Below are 17425 nucleotides of genomic sequence, written 5' to 3' on the forward strand. Positions count from 1 at the left end.
AGGCGACTCCGGACTTTCACCGGTGTCATTCTAGCACGCGAGGTGCTAGCTTGCGCGAGAATCCTGCTGCTGGGCGCAAGCCATGACCCCGCCAACCCTCAACCGCCCAAGGGCGACAGGATCGCCACGCACCTCGCGTGAAGAGAATCTCAACTGTCGAATTGCTCGCGGCCGCGACTGGTCGGCCGGAGCAGGTGCCGCCATTCCGGGACATGGTGCATGGGCAACTCAGGCGATGAGGATTCCAAGCGCAGCCGCGCCGTTGCCCCCGCGGCGGCGAAGCAGGATTTGAGCGGGATCGGCGCTGCACTTGCGCCGGCGATGATCGGAACAATGCTGTCGCGGATCTTCAACTGGTTACGCAGCGGCGTCGGGCCGCGCCTGCTGGCCGCCGTGCTGCTGTTCTCCTCGATCGTCACGCTGGTGCTGACGGCGCTTCAGCTCTATCTCGACTACAACCGCGAGGTCGGCGTCATCGAGACGCGGCTCGACGAGATCGGCCGCAGCACCACCGGCAGCCTCGGCGAGAGCCTGTGGAATCTCGACCAGAACCAGCTCAAGCTCCTGCTCGACGGTATCCTGCGGCTGCCCGACATCCGCGCCGCCGAGGTGCGCGAGATCGCCGATCGTCCCAATCCGATCCGTATCGCGGTCGGCGCGCCGAACACCCGTTCCATCGTAACGCGCGACTATCCGCTGAACTACACCGTGCAGGGAGCCGTGCGCACGATCGGCGTGCTCCACGTCGAAGCGACGCTGAGCGAGGTCTATCGGCAATTGATGAACCGCGCCCTGATCATTCTGGCGAGCCAGGCGGCGAAGACGTTTCTCGTCTCGCTGTTCATCATCTACATGTTCCATCTGCTGGTGACGCGACATCTCGTCGCCATCGCCGACTTCGTCAGCAAATACAGTTTGACGCGGCCGCCGCCGCCTTTGCACCTGGAACGCCGGCCACCCGACGATCCCGACGAGCTGGACAAGGTGATCGTCGCCTTCAATGCCATGTGCGCCAATCTCGGGCGCGCATACGGCGAGCTGCGCGAGGCCAACGCCAATCTCGAGCGTGACCTGAAGGTCCGCCGCAGCGCCGAGGAAGATGCGCGCGCGAGCGAGCAGCGCTTCCGCGACTATGCCGAGACCGCGTCCGACTGGTTCTGGGAAACCGGGCCGGATCATCGGTTCACTTATATATCGGAGCGGGCCGGTGCCTTCGGCATGGACCACAAGGCGCTGATCGGCAAGCGCCGCACCGATGCCGCTTTCGACCACGACGTTGAGCCGGAGAAATGGCGTGCGCACGTGGCGACGCTGGACCGTCACGAGCCGTTCCGGAAGTTCGAGTATCGCGGTCGCGATGCGAACGGGCGCATGCATCATTTCAGCGTCAACGGCCAGCCGGTGTTCGCGTCGGACGGACGCTTCATGGGCTATCGGGGCTCCGCCACCGATCTCACCGAGCAGCACGAGACCGAGGAGCGGCTGCGCCAATCCCAGAAGATGGACGCCATCGGCCAGCTCACCGGCGGCGTCGCGCATGACTTCAACAACGTGCTCACCGTCATCACCGGCACGATCGAGATCATCCAGGAGGGGCTTGCGGACAAGCCCCAGCTGGCCGCCATCGCGCAGCTCATCGACGATGCGGCCGCGCGCGGCGCCGAGATCACCTCGCAGCTCCTGACCTTCGCGCGCCGCCAGCCGATGGAGCCGCGCGAGATCGACGTCAATGTCCTCGTGCTGGAGACAGCGAAGCTGCTGAAGCCGATTCTGGGCGAGCAGGTCGAGATCGTGACCCGGCTCGCGGACGACGCCTGGTCGGCGATGGCGGATCCGTCGCAGCTTTCATCCGCGATCGTCAATCTCGCGGTCAATGCGCGTGACGCGATGCCCGGCGGCGGCAGGCTGACGCTCGAGACCGCGAACCGGGAGCTCGACGGCACGGAAGGTGCCGGCGAGGGCGGTGTCGTGCGTGGCGCCTTCGTGATGGTCGCAGTCGGCGACACCGGCCACGGCATTCCTGCCGACATCCGTGAGCGCGTGTTCGAGCCGTTCTTCACCACCAAGGGCGTCGGCCGCGGCACCGGGCTCGGGCTCAGCATGGTCTACGGCTTCGCCCGCCAGACCGGCGGCACCGTCGCCATCGAGAGCGAGGAGGGGCGTGGCACCGTGGTGCGCTTGTTTCTGCCGCGGTCGAAGGGCGAGGCGCCGGGAAAGACGGCGCCGGTTCAGGCGCCCGCCACAGCGCGCGGGCGTGAGACGATACTCGTGGTCGAGGACGATCCGCTGGTGCAGGGCTATGTCATCGCCCAGCTCGGCAGTCTCGGCTATCGCACGCTCGCTGCCGGCGACGGCGCATCCGCGCTCGCGCTGGTCGACCAGGGCGCCAAATTCGATCTCCTGTTCACGGACATCATCATGCCCGGCGGCATGAATGGTCGGGAATTGGCCGAGGCCGTCCGGCTCCGCCGGCCGGGGGTGAGGGTGCTCTACACTTCCGGCTATACCGACGACACCATCGTCCACGAAGGGCATCTCGATCCCGGCGTGGCGCTGCTTCAGAAGCCGTACCGCAAATCGGAGCTGTCGCAGAAGATTCGCGAAGTCCTTGCGGGCGAGCCGTCTGCCTGAGCTGCGCCGACAGACGAAAAAGGCGCGGCGGGGAGGCCCCGTCGCGCCCGATTTCTTGCTCGCTGGTCCAGGGCTGAGAACGCCCCGATGCCAAGCCCTATTCAAAGCCTAGCGGGCGATCCCAGCGAGGTGACAGCGCTTGAGATAAGACACTGGATCACCTCCTTTCGTTGGTTTCGGGAGATTTTAATATAGGGCGGGATTGCCCGGCCGTTAAGGGGCGGGGCGAAATGCCGGGAACAGGGGGCTTGACGCGGGAAAGACCGTCCAGAGCCAGTTGAGACCGCCGCCCGGCCGTGTTAGGGGATCGCCAACGCGGGTGTAGCTCAATGGTAGAGCAGCAGCCTTCCAAGCTGAATACGAGGGTTCGATTCCCTTCACCCGCTCCAAAATATTTCCCCAGTGAAAGCAGGCTGTTGCGTTGGCTTTGTGGGTGGGTTTTGCCGCTTGCTTTCGATTTTCATACAACCACCGTACAACAAAGCCCGAATTGGCCGATCAGTGTAATCGAGTCCTTGACGCGTCGATGGCGATCCGAGGCATTCGAGGCCTTGGAGCAGCCGGTATACGGGCGCGCGACTCGCTGCTCCGCGCACCAATCCTGGCCTTGTTTGCTCCTGACTGCACCGAGCCGAGACGTGGCGGACGCCGATCCGGTGAGAGCCGGCTCCCAGTCCGCGCCGTTATGATGCAAGGCTTCGGACCTGTACGGTCGATCCACGCCGAAGGCGGCGGGTGCGTCAGCACGCCGAGCGTGTGGCGTACTACGGAATGGATATCGGGACCTGCCTCCGGAAGCGCGTCGACCGATCGCCCGATCGGCGGATAGGAGTCGCGCAGTGCTTGCCCGCAAACGGCTCCTCGCGCAGATTCAAGGATATGTCGGCTCCAAAATGTGCCGCGCATCGATCTAAACCGAACTCAGCAGGATACTGGTCTCGCTATTGAGGACGCCGTCGATGGTGCGCACTTCGCGCAGCACACGATCGAAGTCGGAGAGGCTGTCGGCGCGAATCTCGGCGATCAGATCCCAGGTGCCGTTGGTCGTATGCAGGGAGTGCAACTCCGGCAGGCCGCGCAGTTGCCGGATCACCGCGGTGGTGGATTTGCCGGTAACCTCGATCATCATGATCGCTCGGATGGCATTGACGTCATAGTCTTGCCGGAAGCGAACGGTGAAGCCGAGCACGGCCCCGCTCTCGATGAGCCGGTCGAGCCGGTTCTGAACCGTCGCGCGCGAGATACCGAGAATTGTCCCGAGCTTCGAGATGGGCGCGCGTCCGTCCTCGCGTAAGACGGAAATCAGCCGGCGATCCAGTTCGTCGAAAACAAGCATTGAGCAATCTGCTTACTTTAGTTGAGCGAATTGTACATATTTTGGCCGAAAATCGAACTTGTTAGAAGTGTATGGCACAAATTGCTCCGGCCTACGATTCCTAAACGAGGAGAATCGTGCAGGAGGGCTCACAAATGGTTCGGTATGTCGGTGTTGAGAATATGCTTCGCCTGATCGGCGCAGTCGGAATCGAGCCCTACCTCATTGGTCTCGCCGGCTATATCGAGGAGGATTTTCGGCGCTGGAGCGCCTTCGAGAAGGCCGCGCGCCTCGCCAGCCATTCCCGTGACGGCGTGATCGAATTGATGCCGACCAGCGATGGCGAGTTCTATGGCTTCAAATATGTCAACGGCCATCCGAAGAACACGCGCAGCGGTCTGCAGACAGTGACCGGCTTCGGCGTGTTGTCCGACGTCGAAACCGGCTATCCGCGCCTGCTTTCGGAGATGACGATCACGACCGCACTGCGCACCGCCGCAACTTCGACTGTTGCTGCGAAATATCTCGCCCGCAACGATGCGCAGGTGATGGCGATCATCGGGCTCGGCTCGCAGTCGGAGTTTCAGGCGCTCGCTTTCAAGGCGGTCAACGGCATCCGGCGGCTGCGGGTTTTCGACATCGACCCAACTGCGACCGCGAAGTTCAGGGCCAATCTGGCGCCGTATGGGTTCGAGATCGTGGCTGCCATGAGCGCGGAGTCGGCCGTTATCGGTGCCGATATCGTCACGACCCTGACCGCCGACAAGCGGAAGGCAACGGTCGTCTCGGACAACATGATCGGAGCCGGCGTCCATATCAACGCGGTCGGCGGTGACTGCCCCGGCAAGACCGAATTGCAGCGGGATATCCTTCTGCGCGCCGACGTCTTCGTCGAACTGCAGGCGCAGACCCGGATCGAGGGCGAGATTCAACAGATGCCCCACGATTTTCCGGTCACCGAGCTGTGGCAGGTCATTGCTGGCCAAGCCTCGGGGCGTCGATCGCAGGACCAGATCACGATCTTCGATTCCGTGGGTTTCGCCATCGAAGACTTCTCGGCGCTACGCCATCTGCGCGATCTGATCGCAGGCACGGACTATTACGATGAGATTGATCTGCTGACCGAGCCGGAGGATCCGCGGAACCTGTTTGGCCTGCTCACCCGGTCGACACAACAGCCGCGCCCGGTGCTCGAGGCGTGCTGACCATGCAGAAGATTTCGGTCCAGGCGCCGCGCGGCGTCGTGATGATCCGCCCGCACCATTTCAGCCCGAATACGGCGACGGCCGAGGACAATTTGTTCCAGGCAACGGACGCGTGCCGCAGCGCCGCAGCGATCGCAATTGCCGCCCATGACGAGGTGACGCGAGCGGCCGATGCGCTGGAGGCGGCCGGTGTCGAAGTACATCTGTTCGAGGATGAGGGCCGCTCGACGCCTGATTCTGTCTTCCCCAACAACTGGTTCTCCACCCATTCGGGCGGTCATGTCGCGCTCTATCCGATGTTCTCGCCGAGCCGGCGCCGGGAGCGTCGGCAGGATGTGATCGAGATGCTCAAGCAGCGCTATCGCGTGCAGGACGTGATCGACTATTCCGGGCTTGAGCAGGACGGTGTCTATCTCGAAGGCACCGGTGCGATGGTGCTCGATCATATCGAGCGCGTCGCCTATGCCGCCCGCTCGAACCGTACCAATGAGGTCGCGCTTGAGCGGTTCTGCACGCACTTCAGTTTCGAGCCGGTGGTCTTCGATGCGGTCGACCCCGAGGGACGACGAATTTACCACACCAACGTGCTGATGTGCATCGGCACCGATTTTTGCCTGATCGGGCTCGACACGAGCCGCGATTTGATGCGGCGCGCTGAAATCGCGGAGCGGCTGGCAGGAACGGGGCGCGTCGTGATCGACCTCAGCCAAGAGCAGATCGGCGAATTTGCCGGCAACGCGATCGAGCTGCAGGGCCGCAGCGGGCGGATCGTGGCGATGTCAGCGCGCGCCCTCAGGGCCCTGCGGCCGCAACAGGTCGCGACACTGGAAGGCCTGGCGACGATCTTGCCGATCGAGGTGGCGACCATCGAGCTCGCGGGAGGTTCGGTGCGTTGCATGCTCGCCGGAATCCACCTGGCCTCGCGCAATCTCGCGTTGAATTCTGGCGTAGAGCCGGCGTCTTGACGCAGCCTCGAAATGGCGGTGGCGCCGCATCCGCGTTCTGGACAGGGGCTATTCGGGCAGGCGAGAATATCGCCTCCCAGCCAGCCTGAATCGAGACGATAGTGTTCCGGAATCTACCCCTTGCCACGTTGCGCACGTTCGAGGCAGCCGCGCGCCATCAAAGCCTGGCGAAGGCTTCGCAGGAGCTGAACCTGACCGATAGCGCGGTCAGCCATCAGCTCAGACGACTGGAAGAGGCGCTCGGCGTCGATCTCTTCGAGAAGGCCGGACGGGGCGTGGCGCTGACGGATGCCGGGCGCGTCTTTGCTCGCTCCGTCGCGGCGGCGCTGCACGACATTGCCCGCACCGCTCACAGCCTGGCGGACGCGGCTCAGGTCGGTGGGCGGCTCACCATCGCTTGCCCGCCGATGTTCGCAAGCAAATGGCTGGCGAAGAACATCGCAGCGTTCTGCTCCGATCACCCGGCGATCGAATGTCAGATCAAGCTCGCCGACAATGATCACGTCGTGGATGTGCCCGACGCCGACCTTGGCATTCAGTTCGGCAGTGGGTCCTGGCCTGCCAAATGGTCGACGCTGCTGGAAACGGTCGCCATCGCGCCGGCCTGCAGTCCCCTGCTGTTCCGCGGTGCTGGTCGCGCCTTTACCAAGCCGTCGGATCTGCGCGACGTCATCCTGCTGCATCAGGACGACGGTGCTGAATGGCGTCGCTGGCTGGCGGCCGAAGGGGATCACGCCTTCGAAGCCTATCGGCGCCACCTCTATTGCAGCGATCTCAGCATCGCGATCGACCTGGCGGCCGAAGGGGCGGGTGTGGTTCTGGTGAGCGATACCCTGTCGGCTTCGCTGGTCGCGGACGGGCTGTTGCTTCGTCCGTTCGCCGGGACCATTCTGGCGACCGGCGGCTGGTATGTGCTCTGCGACGACTACAAGCTCGAGCGCTCGAACACCCGGCTCTTCCTGCACTGGCTGCTGGCGCGCTTCGGCAAGTCGTTGACGCTGCCCTCGGCCGGAGAGGCGGACGAAAGCGGGCAGGCGTGATCTTTCAGCTCCTGGCCTGGGACAGGCCGTAGAGCAGACTTAGGATCAACGAGGCGCCGGTCGAGCCCGTGATGTTGCGTGGATCAAAGGGGGGCGAGATTTCCACGAGATCGGCGCCAATGAGCTTCCCGCTCGCTCCGATCTTGCGCATGGCGTATTGCACGTCATGCGCGTTGAGGCCGAACGGGTTCGGCGCGGCGGTGCCGGGGGCCTGCGAATGGTCGAGCACGTCGATGTCGATCGAGAGATAGATCGCATCGGTGCCGTCGCCGGCGATGCGAAGCGCCTGATCGACCACCGCCGCGATGCCGCGCTCGCGTACTTCGAGGCCTGAGATCACCGTCACGCCCATCTCTTTCGCATAGTCGTCGAGCTGGGGAGAGTTGGTGAACTCGGCCATGCCGATCTGCACGAGATTGCGGCCGCTGAGCAGCGTGCCCGGCAATTCGAGCGTCTTGCGAAACGGCACGCCGCTGGATTCGGCGCCGAGATGCGCCTTGCGCAGATCGTGATGGGCGTCGAAATGGATCACGCCCAGCTTCTTGCCTGGCCCCATCGCCTCGATCACGCCGCGGAGATTTGGAAAAGCGATCGAGTGATCGCCACCGAGCATCACCGGCACGATGCCCTTTGAGACGAGCGTCCGCACCGTCCTCGTGATGCGCTTGAAGGTGCCGTCCATGTCGGTCAGCACGACCTGCACGTCGCCGATATCGGCGGCGCGGAATGCGGTCATGGCGCGGCGGTCGCGGCTCGAATAGGTGGTGAAATACATCAGGCCCTGGCGCACCGCATCGGGCCCGTGGCGCGATCCGCTCCGCACGACCGAGGCGCCGTCATAGGGCACGCCGACGATGGCGCAATCGAGATCGAGCGTGCCGTCCCAGGTCAGCCAGGCTCCGGCCCGATGCTCGGCGACATCGCCCTTCATCGTGTTGACGACGAGGCCGGGGGGGAGAAGGTCGAGTGTGGTCAAGGCGCGCTCCTTCATGTCGGCTGCCGGGCCGATTAAAGGCACGCCCCCCGTGCAAGGTGAAGTGATGGATACTCACGCGTTGCCTGAGCCAAATTCATCGATTGGGCTTGTGCCCAGGCATTAGGCTCAACGATACTGTTTTATACATGAATCTAGATCATGCTTTTGCTGATAAATCATCAATTGCCCCCAGCTGCGACCTCTTGCTTGATGGGCTCTGGCAGGCAGCCGGAGCTTCGCTGAGATGAGCGTTTCCGGATTGCTTTAGACAGGGGATGCGAATGCTCCGTGGGCAGCACGGATCGGCTCGGGACGAGGACGCGCGGGACGCCCCATTGCGTCTCTTGCGGTGCTCGCACGTGTTCGCGCCGGCCGAGCTTGGTGCGCAGGATATCCTGATCGGCGGCGGTCGCATCCTGGCGGTCGGTGCGGATCTGTCGGCCGCTTCGGCGCTTGACGGCCTCATCAGCGTGGAGACGCTGCCGCCGGGACGACTGATCCCGGGCCTGATCGATCAACATGTCCATTTCATCGGCGGTGGCGAAGGCGACGGGCCCGAGGCGCGCATGCCCGAGCTCGCATTCGAGGCCTTTGTCTCGGCGGGTATCACGACGGCAGTCGGCCTGCTGGGCAGCGAAATCGAGGCCAAGACGCTGCCGTCGCTGCTGCGTAAGGCGCATGAACTGGACCGCGCCGGCCTCACCACCTTCATCTACACCGGCGCCATGGCGTTGCCGGCGCCGTTCCTGACGCAAAGCGTGCGGTCCGATATCGCGCTGCTCGACAAGGTGATTGGCGCCAAGAGCGCGATCGCCGAACGCGCCTTTCCCAATCTCGACTTCGCAGCTTTCGCAGCGCTCGCCGGCAGTCTCGTGCAGGCGAAGGCGGTCAGTGGCAAGGCCGCCGTGCTGCATCTGCATGTCGGCCGGCTGAGGGGCGGCCTCGCGGCGCTGTTCGACCTCATCGAGAAGATCGATTTCCCGCCGTCGCAGGCGGTCCCGACGCATATCAACCGCGCGTCTGACGTCTCGCCTGTCTTCGAGCATGGCATACGTTTCGCCAAAGCCGGCGGCACGATCGACTTCACCTGCTGTCTTGGCCCGCGCGACGGACTGCCTGCCGGCCTTGATCCGGTCGAGGCCGTCCTGCGGGCGCTCGATGCCGGCGTTCCGGCCGAACGGATCACGCTGTCATCCGATGCGGGGGTGGCGGTCCCGGATCACCGGGGCGGCTTTCGCGCGGTTCCGCCGGCAATTCTCTTGCGCGATTTGCTGCGCCTGACCACCGAGGGCGGTCTCGACTGGCCGCAGGCTCTGGCCTTTGTCACCGGCAACGTCGCGCGCGTTCTCGGCCTTTCCAGTCGCAAGGGCGCGATCGCGCCAGGCATGGACGCTGATCTCGTACTCGTCGGGGAGGACGGACGTGTCGTCTGGACCATGGCCGCCGGCCGCGTCGTCTTCGGCCCCGGAATGATCACTCGCGAAATGACGGTACATTGAGAGCAGAGGGGATGAACATGATGACGCTATCCAAGCTGTCCTGGCGCTGTCTTGCCGCCGTCGCCGTGACGCTCGCCGCCTGTGGCGCTGCGAACGCACAGCAGAAGCAGGTCAAGGTCATGACCTTCGGCTCCACCTGGGAGCGTGTGCTCAAGCCGTTGGCGCCCGCCTTCAAGGAGGAAACCGGCATCGAGATCGTGCCCGTCATCCAGAACAGCTCGGCCGAGGGGCTGGCGAAGTTGCAGGCCTCGCGCCAGAATCCCGGCGTCGACGTCTGGTTCACCGGAGAGGCGATCGCGATGCGCGCGGCGACCGACAAGGGGCTCTTCTTGCCGTTGCCGGTCGACAAGCTGCCCAATCTGGCCAAGCTCATCCCGGGTTCGCACAACGAGATGTTCGTCGCCTACTGGTATTTCCCAACGGCGATCGTCTATCGGCCCGATCTGGTGCCGGGTGGCAAGGTGACCGCCTGGAGCGATATCTTCCAAACCGGCTTCAAGAACGCCATCGCGCTGCCGGCGCCGACCGTCTACCCCGGTCGCACCATCCTGATCGCCTCGCTGCTGAACGGGGGCTCGATCGACAATGTGAAGCCGGGCATCGAGTTTCTCGGCAAGATGCGTGACCACGTTGCGATGTTCAATTCCTCCGATACCAATGCGCGCCGGGCGCTGGCGCGAGGCGAGATCATGGCGATGATCGGATCGCCTTCCGCGGTCAAGGAGCTTGCCGATCAGAACATCCCGGTCGCCATGGTCAGCCCCAAGCCGACGCCACTGATCTTTGAGGGTATGATGATGGTCAACAACGGTAACGCTGACGCCGCCGCTATCTTCATCAACCGTTCGCTGGCCGCGGACTGGCAGAAGCACATGACCGATGTCTACAATCTCGGTCCGGTCAACAAGGACGTCACGCCGGCCGAGGCCTTGGTCAAGGTCTTGCCGACACCCGAGAACGCAGTCACCTTCGACGAGGCCAAGATCAATGAACGTCTCGGTGAATGGACCGAGGAGTTCAACAAGGCCGTTGCCAAGTAGCGAGCGTCTTGTGTGATGAACAGGGGATCATCCTGCCGGCTGGACGTCGACCGCATCGCCAAGGCGTATGGCGACGTCAAGGCCGTCGAGAATGTCTCGCTTTCGGTCGAGCCGGGCGAGGTTCTTGCTCTGCTCGGGCCTTCCGGCTGCGGCAAGACAACCCTGTTACAGTCAATTGCCGGCTTTGTGGCTCCGGATAGCGGTGACATCAGGCTCGATGGGGGCTCGATACTCTCGACGCCTCCCGAGAAGCGCCGCACAGCGATGCTGTTCCAGCAATACGCGCTGTTCCCGCATATGAGCGTGCGCGACAACGTCGGCTTCGGCCTGCGCATGGCGCGCGTGCCGAAAGCCGAGGCTTCCAGACGCATCGAGCAGGCATTGGAGCTGGTGCGTATTGCACAACTCGCGGAGCGGCGGCCGGCGCAGCTCTCCGGCGGCCAGCGCCAGCGCGTCGCATTGGCGCGCGCCGTCGTCACCGAGCCGCGCCTGCTGCTGCTCGACGAGCCGCTCGGCGCGCTCGATCAGAATCTGCGTGAGGAGATGCAGGTCGAGTTGCGCAAGCTGCAGCGCAATCTTGGCCTGACCACGGTCATGGTGACGCACGATCAACGCGAGGCCATCGTACTGTCGGATCGCATCGCGGTCATGAAGGACGGGCGCATCGAGCAGATCGGCACACCACTCGAGATCCACGATCATCCGCAAACGCGCTATGTCGCGAGCTTCACCGGTGTCGAGAATCTGCTGCCGGGGCGCTTTCTCGGCGAGGATACGATCGAGCTGGGGGGCAGCAGGATATCCGGCGTCAAGGCGACGGCTGCGGCCGGTGCTGCCACGCTGGCAATTCGTTCGGCGGCCATCAGCGTTCTCCTTCCGGGGCAGGGCGATATCGACGGCGTGATCGGTTTCGTCCAGATGCTCGGCGCTTCGGTGCGCTATGAAGTGGCGATTGCGGGTGACACCACGGTGACCGTGACGGAGGTACGCCGAGACGCGCCTCCTTTCGAGCCCGGGGCCGCCGTCTCACTCAGGTTCGCCGCAAGCCGCTGCACGGTGCTGGCATCATGAGACGCGGCACCTTCCTGCTCGCGCTGCCGGCGATGTCGGTGCTGGCGCTCTTCCTGGTCGTCCTGTTGTCCTTTGCAAGCGTCAGCCTGATGGTGGTCGATCGCGGGGGCGCGGTCTTCCACGGCCCGCCGACGCTGACGAACTATGGCAAGCTTCTGGCATCGGAAGGCGCCTGGCGCGCTGTGCTGACCACCTTGCGGCTGTCGAGCGAGATCACCCTGTTGGCGGTCCTGTTCGGATATCCCCTGGCGCGCGTGCTGGCGCGCTCGCATTCGCGGACGCTGCGTCGCGTCATCCTGTTCTGCCTCGTTGCGACCTTCCTCTCCGGCGGCGTGACGCGCGCCTATGCCTGGCTGATCATCCTCGGCAATCAGGGGCTGATCAATCAAGCGCTACGGGCCGTCGGGCTGCCGCGCGCTGCGCTGATCAACAACGAGTTCGCTGTCATCGTCTCGGTGCTGAATTTCGTGCTGCCCTTCTTCGTGCTGACGCTCTTCGGCGCGTTGCGTACGATCCCAGAGTCGCTGGAACACGCCGCACGCAATCTCGGTGCGACGCGTTGGCGCAGCTTCGTCACCGTCACCCTGCCGCTGTCTCTGCCGGGCTTGGCAGCGGCTACCTCACTGTGCTTCGCACTTTCGCTTGGCGCTTTTCTCTTCCCGCAAATGCTCGGTGGCGGACGCGTTCAAGTCCTGGCGACGGCGATCTACGACCGTATCCAGGCGAGCTATGATGTTCCCTCGGCTGCGGCGCTGGCGGTGTTGTTTCTCCTGCTCGTGCTGCTCATGCTCGGGGTCGTCGGCAGCATAAAGCGTCTTGTTACAATGCGTTTTTCGGGAGAGGCGACGTGAAGCGCGCGATCATCGATCATGCGCGCTCCGTTTCTCCGGCGGTGACGGCGCTCGGGCTTGTGACACTCGGCTTCGTGCTGTTGCCGCTGCCCTTCATCGTCCTCTATGCGCTGAGCAAGAACAGTTACGTGCTGTTTTCACCTCAGGGCTTCACCCTGCAATGGTTCCAGCGGTTCTTCGAGAATGCCCGTTTCATGGCGGCGCTGCAGAATTCGCTGGCCGTGTCTGTCATCACCACGATGGCCGCGCTGGTCATCGCGGCGCCGACCGCGATCGTCGCGGTCCGGCACCGCTTCCGCGGCCGGGATCTGATGATGGCGCTGATCTCGGCGCCCCTGCTGGTGCCGGGGGTCATCACCGGCACCGCGGCTCTCAGCTTCGTTGCACAGACCGGAATAGGGCCTGGCTTCTGGCCGATCACGGTCGCGATGATCTGCTTCACGCTGCCGCTCGTGTTGCGGCCGCTGATTGCCAACCTGTCGGGCCTGGATCCGGATCTCGAAAAAGCCGCCCGCAATCTTGGGGCGAGCCCGCTTGCAGCGTTCTGGACCGTGACCATGCCGCAGCTTGCGCCGGGTCTCGTGGCGGGCGGCACTTTCGCCTTCGTCGAGGCGATGGACAATTTCTCGATTACTATCTTCCTGACCAGCATCACGACGACGACGCTGCCGGTTGAGGCGTACAGCTACATCCGCGACATCGACGACCCGACGGTCGCCGCAATGGCGACCTTGCTGATCCTGATGAGCGTCGGGGTCGTCTTCGCGATTGAATGGCTGCTGGGACTCGATCGCTTTCTCGATATGTCGTGAGGCGGCGGTGCTGCGAGACTATGAAAGGGTGGTCCGCGGAATGAATGCGGCAAGGACTGCTAACGTGACGAGAAAGGAGACTGCCATGCCATCGATCCGGAGCGCACTTCGCCTGGCGCTGGGCGCCGCCATCGTCACCGTTCTGGCTTGCGCTACGACGCAAGCCCAGGATCTGGCCGCCCGCGTGCCGGCGAAGATCAAAGAGGCGGGCAAGCTCGTCGTCGGCACGAGCCCGACCTACCCGCCGCTCGAATTCAAGGACCCGGCGACGCTCGAGCTGAAAGGGCTCGATATCGATCTGATCGAGGAAATCGGCCGGCGTCTCGGTCTCAAGGTCGAATGGAGCGAGCAATCCTTCGACCAGCTGATCAATTCGCTCGACACTGGCCGCATCGACATGGGTGCGTCGGGCATGACCGACATCCCGAGCCGTCGTGGAAAGACCGATTTTGTTGACTATTTCTCGACCGGTACCCAGCTGTTCACCATGCCGGCCGCCGGAGCTGAGTTGAGGAAGGTCGAGGATGTCTGCGGCAAGCCGGTCTCGGTCAATCGCAACGGCATCTTCTATATTCGTTTGCAGGAGTTCAACCAGCAGACCTGTGTCGCCAAGGGGCTGTCCGAGGTCAAATACGTCCTCGTCGACAAGACGGCCGATGCACGCCTGCAGTTGCTCCAGGGCCGCGCTATCGCGGTCGCTATCGGCGTCGATGCAATCCGCTTTATCAATGAGAGCAAGGACTCGCCCGATCGTGGCAAGTATGCGCTGATCGGTGGTTCGATCGCGGTCGATTACGCCGGTTTCGGTTTCGCAAAGCCTAACACCGCATTGCGCGACCTCGTGGCCGACGTGGTCGATGCGATGATCAAGGATGGTTCCTATGCCACGATCTTCGCCAAATGGGAGATGCCCTATGCCATGGTCACGCAGACGATGATCAACGCCGAGCCGCGTAAGCAATAGGGGTATTACCCGTGGATCGTCGCAAGCGCCCGCAGACCGAATCCCCCGCCGCCGCGACACTGGCCGATTTCTATGCCCGGCTGCGTGCGGAGGATCTGCCGTCGGAGACCGTTCATGCGGTGCGGCGCCATGTGCTCGACACGCTCGGCGCCGCGCTCGCGGGTGCCCGACAGCCTGAGCCGGCCGCCGCGCTCGAAGCAGCCCGCATCGCTTATGGCGACAGCGGTCCGGCGCTGCTCTGGGGCAGAACGGAGACCGCCGCGCCCGGGGCAGCGGCCCTCGTCAACGGGACCGCGGCGCATGCGCTCGAACTCGATGATGCCAGCGGCTGCGACCATAGCGGCGCCGTGGTTGTGCCGGCGCTGCTGGCGGCGTTGCCGCTGGCGGCGGGCGCAGGCGAGGGCGAACTGATCGCCGGCGTCGCGATCGGCTACGATCTCGGCCGGCGCATGCTCGAAGCCTCGGGAGGTTATGACGCCCATAACAATGCCGGCTGGCATTCCACGGGGACTTGCGGTGTCTTTGGCGCCGCCGCCGCGGTCGCCCGTCTCCTCGGCTGCGATGCGGCGACGACATGCAACGCGCTGGGCATCGCCGGTTCGTTTGCCTCGGGGACATGGGCCTTCATGAGCGAAGGCGCCATGACGAAGCGTCTCCATCCCGGCCATGCCGCAGCCTCGGGTGTGTTGGCCGTGCTGCTGGCGCGCTCGGGGATGACGGGGCCGGCTGCGATCCTGGATGCGTCCTGGGGCGGCTTCCTTTCGACCTATGCCGCCGACAATGCCGACCGGTCCGCGCTGACGATCGGTCTCGGTGAGGATTGGCGTATTCACCGCTCCTCGATCAAGCCCTATGCGTCCTGTCGCGGTACCCATGCCGCCGTCGAGGCGATGCTGAAGCTCCGCGGCGAAGGGGCATCGCCCGAAAATCTGGCGGCGATCCGCGTCAATGTGCACCCGACCATCGTGCGCATGTGCGGCGCGACCGAGGTCTCGACCTTGCTCGATGCCCAGATGAGCCTGCCGTATGCGCTCTCCGTCGCGCTGGTGCATGGCGCCGCGGACCTGCCGATGTTCAGCGAGGCCGTGCGGCGCGATCGTGCCGTGCTTGAACAGGCGCGTCGCGTCGAAGTCGTGGAAAGCGTCGAGCCGATGAGCAATGTCGCAGCCGAGCTGGTGCTCGAATTCAGGGAGGGCGGACAGCGTCGCTTGCGCATCGACGTCCCGGCTGGCTCTGCCACCAATCCTCTGCCGGATTATGGTGTGATTGCCAAATACAGATCCCTGGCGACCCCGATCATCGGGCCAGAGGCCACGAGCCGGCTCGAACACGCCGTGCTCGGCCTCGGCAAGGGCGTGCGGCCGAACGAGATTCTGCAATCGCTTCGTATGCCGCCGCGCTGACGACCGGCACGACGTTCACGACGCCGGCGCTTGCCGGCGAACCGACTTGATGGAGTAAGAGCCATGACCAAAGCCTCGGACTATCGCGGCTTCCGCACCGCGGGCGCTCGGCTGACCGAAGAGCCGCTTGCCCATCTCGACTTTCACCGATCGAGCCTGCTCGGGGAGTCCGTGCATGCGATCCATGCGTTCGACAAGGCGCATGCGCTGATGCTGAGCGAGGAGGGCATCCTGCCGCGCGAGACCGGCATCGCGATGCTGAAGGCCTTTCGCACGATGGAGGAGCGGGGCGTCGAGGCGGCGCGCGCCGAGGCCGACGGCGGTATGCACTCCGGCGAGCACTATCTCACCAAGGCGTTGGGCGAGAAGATCGGCGGGAGACTTCATCTGGGCCGCAGCTCTGGTGACCTGATCGAAGTGGCACGACGTATTACTTTCCGCAGTCACGTCCAGCGCATGCTGGCAGGCTTGATCGTGCTGCGCGGCACCTTGCTCGACCTCGCTGTGGAACATCGCGAGACGGTCATGCCGGGCTACACCCATGGCCAGCACGCCCAGCCCACGACGTTTGCGCACTGGCTCACCATGTTCGAGGAGGTCTTTGCCCGCGATACGCAGCGGCTGCTGTCCTTCCATGTGCGCGTGAACCGCTCTCCCGCAGGGGCCGCGATCATGACCGGCTCCGATTTTCCCCTGAATCGCCAGCGTGTGTCAGACCTGCTCGGCTTCGATTCTCCGCTCTCGCACACAATGGACGCCATCCTCAGCCATGATCTGGAGATGGAATATGCCAGTGTGCTGGCTGTTCTCGGCCAGAATGTCGGCCGATTGGCCGACGATCTCTTCATTTGGTCGACGATGGAATTCGACATGGTTGAGCTGCCCGACCGCTATTGCGGCACGAGTTCGATCATGCCCCAGAAGAAGAACCCCGACGGCCTGGAAGACATCAAGGGCGTCGCCGCGCAATCGCTCGGCATCGTCGCCACGGTGATGATGGCCGAGAAGGGCCCCACGGGTTTCCCGATCATGGAACGCCGCAACAGTCAGGCGATTCTCTGGGACATGGGCAGGGCGCTCGGCGTCCGCCTGGAGACGTTGTCGCCATTGATGCGCGACCTCAAGGTCAAGGTCGGCCGGATGCGCGAGCTTGCCGGCGCCAATTGGGCGCAGGTCACCGACCTTGCCGCGGCGCTCGTCCGCGAGAGCGGCATCGACTGGCGCAATTCCCACCAGATCGTCAGCGTGTTCGTCCGCCGCAACATCGCCGCGGGCATCCGACCGGACAAGGCGACGTCAACCTCGCTCGATGAAGCGGCCCGTGAATTTGGCATCGCGGCGCCGCGCCTGTCGGCGGCCGTGTTTTCGGATGCCATGAATCCCGCTGCGTTTGTTCGCCGCCGCAAACTCCTGGGCGGGCCGGCGCCCGAAGCGATCAGCCGTGAAGTGGAGGCGGCGCGTGGCAGGCTCGATGCAGATGCGAAGCTGCTCGGCGCTCTGGAAGGTCGGATCGAACGAGCTTATGAGGCATTGGAGACTGCAATTTCGGCGTTCATCGCCGATTGAGATGTCCGCAGCGTTATGCCGCGGGCCGCGCGCAGAGCGTCGAGCGATCAGTGCTTCACCTTGAAGTGCTATTGTCGATCTCTCGAG

General features: G+C 64.1%; 14 protein-coding genes and 1 tRNA gene. 13 read left to right on the plus strand and 2 right to left on the minus strand.

All coding sequences use genetic code 11. The annotated features are described in order from the left end of the window. The first annotated feature begins 219 nt into the window (after window positions 1-219). Window positions 220-2631 (plus strand): ATP-binding protein, encoded by a 2412-nt coding sequence (locus XH79_RS34465; RefSeq protein ID WP_271584559.1) that lies wholly within the window; start codon window positions 220-222, stop codon window positions 2629-2631. A gap of 315 nt (window positions 2632-2946) precedes the next feature. Further along, window positions 2947-3020 (plus strand) — tRNA-Gly (locus XH79_RS34470). A 521-nt stretch (window positions 3021-3541) separates the two neighbouring features. On the opposite strand, the gene XH79_RS34475 is transcribed toward XH79_RS34470, so the two are convergent. Continuing rightward, window positions 3542-3967 carry an Lrp/AsnC family transcriptional regulator gene (locus tag XH79_RS34475; RefSeq protein WP_271584560.1) on the minus strand — a complete coding sequence of 142 codons (426 nt, stop codon included), beginning with the start codon at window positions 3965-3967 and terminating at the stop codon, window positions 3542-3544. Window positions 3968-4080: 113 nt separating this feature from the next. Here XH79_RS34475 and XH79_RS34480 point away from each other — a divergent pair, with 113 nt between their 5' ends. From XH79_RS34480 to XH79_RS34490, 3 genes are all read left to right on the plus strand, one after another. Next, complete coding sequence (locus tag XH79_RS34480) at window positions 4081-5151, plus strand: ornithine cyclodeaminase (RefSeq protein ID WP_442870004.1); 1071 nt, start codon at window positions 4081-4083, stop codon at window positions 5149-5151. 2 nt (window positions 5152-5153) lie between these two features. Next, window positions 5154-6116 carry a citrulline utilization hydrolase CtlX gene (ctlX, locus tag XH79_RS34485; RefSeq protein ID WP_271584562.1) on the plus strand — a complete coding sequence of 321 codons (963 nt, stop codon included), beginning with the start codon at window positions 5154-5156 and terminating at the stop codon, window positions 6114-6116. Window positions 6117-6217: 101 nt separating this feature from the next. Continuing rightward, window positions 6218-7156 (plus strand): LysR substrate-binding domain-containing protein, encoded by a 939-nt coding sequence (locus XH79_RS34490; protein ID WP_212341465.1) that lies wholly within the window; start codon window positions 6218-6220, stop codon window positions 7154-7156. 4 nt (window positions 7157-7160) lie between these two features. Here XH79_RS34490 and XH79_RS34495 read toward each other — a convergent pair whose 3' ends face one another. Then, window positions 7161-8132 (minus strand): agmatinase family protein, encoded by a 972-nt coding sequence (locus XH79_RS34495; RefSeq protein WP_271584563.1) that lies wholly within the window; start codon window positions 8130-8132, stop codon window positions 7161-7163. A 359-nt stretch (window positions 8133-8491) separates the two neighbouring features. Between XH79_RS34495 and XH79_RS34500 the strand changes: the two genes are divergently transcribed. The 8 genes from XH79_RS34500 (at window position 8492) to argH (ending at window position 17338) form a co-directional block, all read left to right on the plus strand. Next, on the plus strand, window positions 8492-9631 hold the full coding sequence (locus tag XH79_RS34500; RefSeq protein WP_271584564.1) for an amidohydrolase family protein: 1140 nt from the start codon (window positions 8492-8494) through the stop codon (window positions 9629-9631). A 17-nt stretch (window positions 9632-9648) separates the two neighbouring features. Further along, window positions 9649-10671 carry an ABC transporter substrate-binding protein gene (locus XH79_RS34505; protein WP_271584565.1) on the plus strand — a complete coding sequence of 341 codons (1023 nt, stop codon included), beginning with the start codon at window positions 9649-9651 and terminating at the stop codon, window positions 10669-10671. A 15-nt stretch (window positions 10672-10686) separates the two neighbouring features. Further along, window positions 10687-11742, plus strand: coding sequence for an ABC transporter ATP-binding protein (locus tag XH79_RS34510; protein WP_271584566.1), 1056 nt, complete (start codon window positions 10687-10689; stop codon window positions 11740-11742). Beyond that, entirely contained in the window at window positions 11739-12593 is an 855-nt protein-coding gene (locus XH79_RS34515) for an ABC transporter permease (RefSeq protein WP_212341470.1), read from the plus strand. Before XH79_RS34510 ends, XH79_RS34515 begins: the two co-directional genes overlap by 4 nt. Next, window positions 12590-13405, plus strand: coding sequence for an ABC transporter permease (locus XH79_RS34520; protein WP_271584567.1), 816 nt, complete (start codon window positions 12590-12592; stop codon window positions 13403-13405). The genes XH79_RS34515 and XH79_RS34520 overlap by 4 nt, the downstream gene beginning before the upstream one ends. Continuing rightward, window positions 13362-14369 (plus strand): ABC transporter substrate-binding protein, encoded by a 1008-nt coding sequence (locus XH79_RS34525; RefSeq protein WP_271584568.1) that lies wholly within the window; start codon window positions 13362-13364, stop codon window positions 14367-14369. The genes XH79_RS34520 and XH79_RS34525 overlap by 44 nt, the downstream gene beginning before the upstream one ends. 11 nt (window positions 14370-14380) lie before the next feature. Further along, complete coding sequence (locus tag XH79_RS34530) at window positions 14381-15772, plus strand: MmgE/PrpD family protein (RefSeq protein WP_271584569.1); 1392 nt, start codon at window positions 14381-14383, stop codon at window positions 15770-15772. 63 nt (window positions 15773-15835) lie between these two features. Beyond that, window positions 15836-17338, plus strand: coding sequence for an argininosuccinate lyase (gene argH, locus XH79_RS34535; protein ID WP_271584570.1), 1503 nt, complete (start codon window positions 15836-15838; stop codon window positions 17336-17338). Window positions 17339-17425 lie beyond the last annotated feature (87 nt).

Source organism: Bradyrhizobium sp. CCBAU 45389, from assembly GCF_028128625.1.
GTDB classification, from domain to species: Bacteria; Pseudomonadota; Alphaproteobacteria; order Rhizobiales; family Xanthobacteraceae; genus Bradyrhizobium; species Bradyrhizobium liaoningense_B.

Excerpts from the sequence above, each read along its gene's own strand:
- argH (WP_271584570.1), top strand. The coding sequence starts at position 15,836 with ATGACCAAAGCCTCGGACTATCGCGGCTTCCGCACCGCGGGCGCTCGG.
- XH79_RS34465 (WP_271584559.1), top strand. The coding sequence starts at position 220 with ATGGGCAACTCAGGCGATGAGGATTCCAAGCGCAGCCGCGCCGTTGCC.
- XH79_RS34515 (WP_212341470.1), top strand. The coding sequence starts at position 11,739 with ATGAGACGCGGCACCTTCCTGCTCGCGCTGCCGGCGATGTCGGTGCTG.
- XH79_RS34475 (WP_271584560.1), bottom strand. The coding sequence starts at position 3,967 with ATGCTTGTTTTCGACGAACTGGATCGCCGGCTGATTTCCGTCTTACGC.
- ctlX (WP_271584562.1), top strand. The coding sequence starts at position 5,154 with ATGCAGAAGATTTCGGTCCAGGCGCCGCGCGGCGTCGTGATGATCCGC.
- XH79_RS34505 (WP_271584565.1), top strand. The coding sequence starts at position 9,649 with ATGATGACGCTATCCAAGCTGTCCTGGCGCTGTCTTGCCGCCGTCGCC.
- XH79_RS34510 (WP_271584566.1), top strand. The coding sequence starts at position 10,687 with ATGAACAGGGGATCATCCTGCCGGCTGGACGTCGACCGCATCGCCAAG.